A 6492-nucleotide genomic window follows, 5' to 3' on the forward strand; every position below is an offset into this window, starting at 1 on the left:
CTAATAGGTGCCCATCATGTGCGCAACGCCTCGACCGGCGTCACCCTTGAGGCCTTGATCGCCGGGTAGAGCCCGCTGACCAGCGTGGCGCCGAAGACGATGCCCGTCAGCTGGACGACCCGCCCGGCCGACAGTTCGGTATGGATCACCGGGTCCATGAAGGTGCCCATCAGCGAGGTGCCCTCGTCCATCAGGCCGGCGAGATCGAGACCGTGCTGCGAGAACCACAGATGGACGCCGCCACCGACCGCCCAGCCGGCCGCGACGGCGAGCATCGCCAGCAGCAGCGATTCGCAGCAGACCAGCAGCAACAGTTGGGTCCGGCCGATACCCAGGGCGCGCAACAGGCCGAACTCGCGGCTGCGTTCGAGCACGCTCATCAGCACGGTATTGAGGATGCCGAAGACGACCATGATCAGGATCAGCACCAGAAAGACGTAGTTGCCGGCATCGTCGATCAGGATGAACTGCACCAGCTGCGGCATCATCTCGCGCCAGTCGAGCACCGCGACCGTCGTGCTGCCCACGGCCTGGTCGAGCCGCGCCTTCCACTCCGCCATCGCGCCCTCGTTGTCGAGGAAGATCGCGAATCGGGTAACGGGTTGGGCTCCGGCATCGGCCCCCTCGCCGACCAGGAACTGGCGTGCCAGCGAGATGTCGCCGAGCACCAGGTAGTCGTCGAGTTCGTCGACCCCGGAATCGAAGGTGCCGCGTACCCGCCCGAGCTGGGCCTGGGTGTCGCCCTGGCGGTCGCCCGCCATCAGGACCACCTTCCCACCGATCTCGACCTTGAGCCGGTCGGCCATGCCGTCGCCGATGACGATACCGCGGCCGTCCCCGGCCGCGAGCCACTCGCCTTCGACCAGGCGCGGCGCGAGGATGTCGCTGCGCCGGTCGTGGGCGGGATCGATGCCCTCGAAGGCCGCGCCCGCCGAGTTGCGTGCGCTGCTGGCCAGTACCTGCAGCGAGATGCGCGGGTCGATCTCGCCGGGAATGCCCTGTCGCTCGAGGGTGGTCGTGATCGCGCGCCCATCGGCCAGGTACTTGTGGTTGGCCGGGGCGGCGAGGTAGCCCGTCGGCTGGATGGTGAGGTGCCCCTCGCCGAGCTTGATGGCGTTGCGGACCATCGAGTTGTGACTGCCGTCGCCCAGGCCGATGAACAGTACCGCCAGCCCGAAGCCGGCGGCGATCGAGGCGAGCGTGATCAGCGTGCGCCGCCGGTGACGCCAGAGATTGCGCCAGGCCAGGCGCAGCAGCATGCGCGCCGGCAGCCGGCCGTGGCGGAGCGTGTCTGGACTCGTAGCCATCAAGGCACCTCGAAGAACCGTCGCGAGCCGCTCGAGTGCAAGGAGCCGCGGAGCGAGTGACGAGACATATCATCAGGATAGGTGAGGAACGAGCGAGCACGTGACGCCGCAATCGGGTGGCGCAGCAGGTTATCCGAGGTGCCGTTCACATCACCTCCGCGGGCTTGAGGCGCGTGATCCGCCAGGACGGGATCAGGGCGGCGAGCAGGGTGATCGCGATCAGCAGCAGCGAGGCATCGGCCACGTGGCCGGCCACCAGGTGCAGGGGGATGACCGGATCGAACACCATGCCGGCCCAGTCATAGCCGTCGGGCAGGGCCGCCGAGAAGTCGATGCCGTCCTCGCCCAGCCAGGCAACCATGCCGATGCCGCCGGTCACGCCCACCGCCACGGCGACCAGCGAGAGGAAGAACGATTCGCACAGCACCATGGCCAGGAGCCAGCGGCGCTTCATGCCGATCGCCAGCAGGATGCCGAACTCGTGGGTCCGCTCGTGGATCGCCATCAGCATGGTGTTGAGCACGCCCATGGCCGCCAGCCCGATCACGATCAGGCCGATGATCAGCAGCATGGTCTCGCTCAGGGCGAGCATGTCCGCGATCGCCGGGTTGATCTCGCGCCAGTTGCGTACCACGGCCGGGCCGCCGAGTTCGTCCAGCGGGCGGTCAGCAACCAGCCCGTCGACCGCTTGCCGGATGCGGTCCTGGGTGACCGTCAGTTCGTCGGGCTGATCGAGGCGAACGGCCAGTTCGTGCACGCCCTCGTCCAGGTACATCAGGTCGCGGTAGGCGGTGATCGACATCAGCACGCCCATGCGATCGAAGTCGGGCGACAGGGGCTTCAAGATTCCGGCGACCCGGTAGAGGTCGTTGCCGATGCTGCCGTCGGCCGCCTGGGTGACCAGCACCAGTTCGCTGCCGGGCGCAAGCTGCATGTTCTTGGCCAGCTGGGCGCCGACCAGTACCTGGTGGCGTGGTCGGGCATCCCCGCTCGGCCGGTCGATGGCCGCCGTGCCGGCGCGCAGGTGATCGAGCACGCTGGTGACCTGTCGCTCGCGGGCCGGGTCGACCGCCTCGATCATCACCCCGTAGGAGGTCTGCTTCGAGCTGGCCAGCCCCGCGGCATACAGGCGCGGGGCGACGTGGATGCGGTCGACCTGCGCCTCGAGCGTTGCGGCCCAGTCGTCCGGCAGTGTCGCGTAGAGGTCGCGATCATCGATGAAGGCGCGGCGCTGGACCTGGATGTGGCCGGTGGTGCGCTCGGTGGCCGAGGCGATCATCTGGTCGACCATCCCTTCGAGCAGGGCCGAGTAGAGGATCACCATCACCAGTCCGCCGGCGAGCGCGGAGATGGTCAGGCCGCTGCGCACCGGGTTGCGCCACAGGTTGCGCCAGGCCACGAACGCCAGCAGCGGCAGGCGGGCAAGCATGGTGCCGTGGACCAGTCGTTCGGTCATGGGCTCAGCGCCGCCGTTCGAGGTTCTGCAGCGAGAAGAACGAGCGTTCGATCGGTACGCCGAAGGTGATGTCCTGATAGGTGATCACCGTCGATTCGGTCGGCTTGTCCTCCGGCTGCAGGGTCAGGCGCATCGGTACATGGCGCTCGTCGATCTGCTCGACCTGGTCAAAGCGCATGGTGCGCACCAGTTCGCCGGCCTCGTCGAAGTAGCGACTGGTGATGGGGGCGAGCGTGTCCTGGTCGATCTCCAGCACGACCCGTCCCCAGACCACCGGTGCCTCGGGGCGAGGGATGGCGGTCAGCTCGTAGATCGCGCGCCCGTCGCGCTCGCCCTCGAAGCTGATGTGGCTTGCGTAGTCGTCCTCGAAGTAGCTCTCGCGGACCAGGTCGTCGTTGGTGAAGTGACTGCCCATCCAGGAGCCGGACATCATGCTCGAGGGGATCTTGGTGACCCGGTCGATCTTGGGCAGGTAGTTCCAGATGTTCTCCTCGACCTTGAGCGTGGCGATGCCGCGATCCTTGATCGGCCGCTCGATCACCACCAGCGAGTAGTCCTTGCCCAGCGACCAGGCCTCGAGCTGCATCTCGCGCTGATAGCGCTGGGTCTCGACCGTCATGGTCATGATCGCGTGCGACGTTTCGCCATGCCAGAGGCGGTCGATATGGTGGACCAGCTTGTCGACCGTGATGGCTTGTGCCGGGGTCGTCGCGACGAGCAGCAGGGCGGCCAGCAGCAGACCGGCGGTGCGTGCCGCCGAACGGCGGGTCGAGATGGGCGTGAAGGTCGGCATGTCGGGTTCCCTGCGAGCCGTTTTCTCAAGGCTAGCACCAACCGGTCGGCCCCGGCAGGGGCATCGGTGGCGGGCCGGATTCGGTACAATGCGGGCATGTCCAACGATCCCATTCTCGACCCGCTCAACGCCGCCCAGCGCGAGGCGGTCACCAGCCCGTCGCTGGCCACCCTGGTGCTCGCCGGGGCCGGCTCGGGCAAGACCCGCGTGCTCACCCACCGCATGGCCTGGCTGGTGGCCGAGCAGGGCATCTCGCCCTACTCGCTCTTGGCCGTGACCTTCACCAACAAGGCCGCCGGCGAGATGCGTGGCCGGCTGGGCTCCTTGCTCGACGGCCAGGAGCTCGGCCCGCGCGGCGTCGACGGCATGTGGGTCGGCACCTTCCACGGCCTGTCGCACCGCCTGCTGCGCCAGCACGCCCGCGAGGCGGGGCTGCCCGAGGGTTTCCAGATCATCGACGCCGACGACCAGTTGCGGTTGGTCAAGCGTCTGATCCGCGAGGCGGAGCTCGACGAGAACCGCTTCCCCCCTAGGCTGGTCGCCTCGATGATCAACGGCTTCAAGGAAGACGGCCTGCGGGCCCGCCACGTGGTGCCGGGCGACGACCCGATCCGCGACCAGGTGATCGTGATCTACAAGGCCTACGAGCGCGTCTGCGAGCGCAGCGGGTTGGTCGACTTCACCGAGCTGCTGCTGCGGGCCACCGAACTGCTGCGCGGCAACGACGCCCTGCGCGCGCACTACCAGCGTCGCTTCCGCCAGATTCTGATCGACGAGTTCCAGGACACCAACGCCCTGCAGTACGCCTGGGCGCGGCTCTTGGTGGGCGAGGGCAACGGCATCTTCGCCGTCGGCGACGACGACCAGTCGATCTACGGCTGGCGCGGGGCGAAGGTCGAGCACATCCAGCATTTCTCGCGCGACTTCCCCAATACCCACCTGGTGCGCCTGGAGCAGAACTACCGCTCGACGCGCACCATCCTCGAGGCAGCCAACAGCGTCATCGCGAGGAACCAGGGGCGGCTGGGCAAGAACCTCTGGACCGAGGGTGAGCACGGTGCGCCGATCCGGTTCTACCGCGCCTTCAACGACCAGGACGAGGCCAACTTCGTGGTCGAGCAGATCGCCACGGCGGTGCGCGACGGCCACGACCGTTCCGACTGCGCGGTGCTGTATCGCTCCAATGCCCAGTCGCGCTTGCTGGAGGAGGCGCTGATCCGCGAGGGCATGCCGTATCGCATCTACGGGGGGTTGCGCTTCTTCGAGCGTGCCGAGATCCGCGATGCGCTTGCCTACCTGAAGCTCGTCGCCAATCGCCACGACGACACCTCCTTCGACCGTATCGTCAACCGACCGGCCCGCGGCATCGGAGACAAGACGTTGAACGAGGTACGCCAGGCCGCCCGCGAGCAGGGCGCCTCGCTGTGGGATGCCGCCCTGATCCTGCTGGCGGAGAATCGCCTTTCCGCCCGCGCCGGCGGGGCGCTGCGTCAGTTCATGACCCTGATCGAGGCGATCGACCAGCAGACCATCAACGACGAGCTCGGCGAGCGCATCGAGAAGACCATCGAGAAGAGCGGCCTGCGCGCGCTGTTCGAGAAGGACCGCGACCGCGAGCGCGGCGAGGCCAAGATCGAGAACCTCGACGAGCTGGTCTCCGCCGGGCGCGGCTTCGTCATGGAGCGCAACACCGACGAGGAGATGAGCGAGATCGAGGCCTTCCTCGCCCACGCAAGCCTCGAGGCCGGCGAGGCGCAGGGCGCGGCCTGGGAGGACTGCGTGCAGATGATGACCCTGCACGCGGCCAAGGGGCTGGAATTCCCGCAGGTGTTCCTGGTCGGGGTCGAGGAAGGACTGTTCCCGCACCAGATGTCGATCGACGAGCCGGGCCGCCTCGAGGAGGAGCGTCGGCTTTGCTATGTGGGCATCACGCGTGCCGAGCAGCAGCTGACCATCACCTGTGCCGAGTCGCGCCGCCTGCACGGCAAGCAGATCTTCCCCATGCCGTCGCGCTTTCTCGGCGAGCTGCCGCCGGAGCTGGTCGAGGAGGTCCGGCCGCGGGCGACGCGCGCGGCCGATGCCTTCGGCCCGCGCCGGCGCGAAGGCGAGCCGGCGCCGCGTACCCACAAGCAGAACGAGACCGGCTTCGAGATCGGCCAGAACGTCCGCCACGCCAAGTTCGGCGAGGGCACCATCCTCGACTGCGAGGGTGCCGGGGCGACCGCGCGTGTGCAGGTGAACTTCGGCCAGCACGGCACCAAGTGGCTGATCCTCTCCTACGCCAATCTGCAGCCGGCCTAAGGGCGGGCTGAGAGGGCAGAGTGGGGTCTGATATTGTCCCTCTGAAAACCGATTTCCGAATTCTTGTGAAAGGAGTCCTGCCATGAAACGGCGCGAGTTTCTGACCTGGGCCGGTGCCGCCGGCATCGCCGCCACCGCCCTGACCGGCTGCAACAACGAGCAGAGCGAATCGGCGGCGGCCGGTGAGGCCAGCGGCCCGACCGCGGCCGACCCGATCAAGTGGAAGATGGTCACCACCTGGCCGAAGAACTTCCCCGGCCTGGGCGCCGGCGCGAACAACATCGCCAAGTACATCAACCAGATGTCCGGCGGCCGGCTGGTGGTCGACGTCTACGGCGCCGGCGAGATCGTCCCGGCCCTCGAGGTGTTCGACGCGGTCAAGGCGGGCACCGCCGAGATGGGGCACGGCGCGGCCTACTACTGGCAGGGCAAGATGCCGGCGGCGGCCTTCTTCGCCGCCTTCCCCTTCGGCCTGACCGCCGATGAGATGAACGGCTGGCTCTACCACGGCGACGGCATCAAGCTGTGGGAGGAGCTCTACGCCCCGCACGGCATCATCCCGCGCCCGGCCGGCAACACCGGCCCGCAGATGGGCGGCTGGTTCCGCAAGCCGATCGACTCGCTCGACGACTTCA

The 6492-nt window shown here is 67.9% G+C and carries 4 protein-coding genes and 1 pseudogene; 2 read left to right on the forward strand and 3 right to left on the reverse strand.

The features are described from left to right. Window positions 1–14: 14 nt before the first annotated feature. The 3 genes from AWR35_RS07140 to AWR35_RS07150 all read right to left on the reverse strand — a co-directional run bounded on the left by AWR35_RS07140 (window position 15) and on the right by AWR35_RS07150 (window position 3556). Window positions 15–1307, reverse strand: a complete 1293-nt coding sequence (locus tag AWR35_RS07140; protein WP_082663972.1) for an FtsX-like permease family protein — start codon at window positions 1305–1307, stop codon at window positions 15–17. A gap of 145 nt (window positions 1308–1452) precedes the next feature. After that, entirely contained in the window at window positions 1453–2763 is a 1311-nt protein-coding gene (locus tag AWR35_RS07145) for an FtsX-like permease family protein (protein WP_058575235.1), read from the reverse strand. A gap of 4 nt (window positions 2764–2767) precedes the next feature. Further along, entirely contained in the window at window positions 2768–3556 is a 789-nt protein-coding gene (locus tag AWR35_RS07150; RefSeq protein WP_058575236.1) for an outer membrane lipoprotein-sorting protein, read from the reverse strand. Between the two features lie 96 nt (window positions 3557–3652). Between AWR35_RS07150 and uvrD the strand changes: the two genes are divergently transcribed. Both uvrD and AWR35_RS07160 read left to right on the forward strand, forming a co-directional pair. Next, entirely contained in the window at window positions 3653–5857 is a 2205-nt protein-coding gene (gene uvrD / locus AWR35_RS07155) for a DNA helicase II (protein WP_058575237.1), read from the forward strand. A gap of 82 nt (window positions 5858–5939) precedes the next feature. Continuing rightward, a pseudogene (locus AWR35_RS07160) lies at window positions 5940–6492 on the forward strand (twin-arginine translocation signal domain-containing protein); the annotation flags it as partial.

The sequence above is a fragment of the Guyparkeria sp. WRN-7 genome (assembly GCF_001641825.1).
Lineage (GTDB): Bacteria > Pseudomonadota > Gammaproteobacteria > Halothiobacillales > Halothiobacillaceae > Guyparkeria.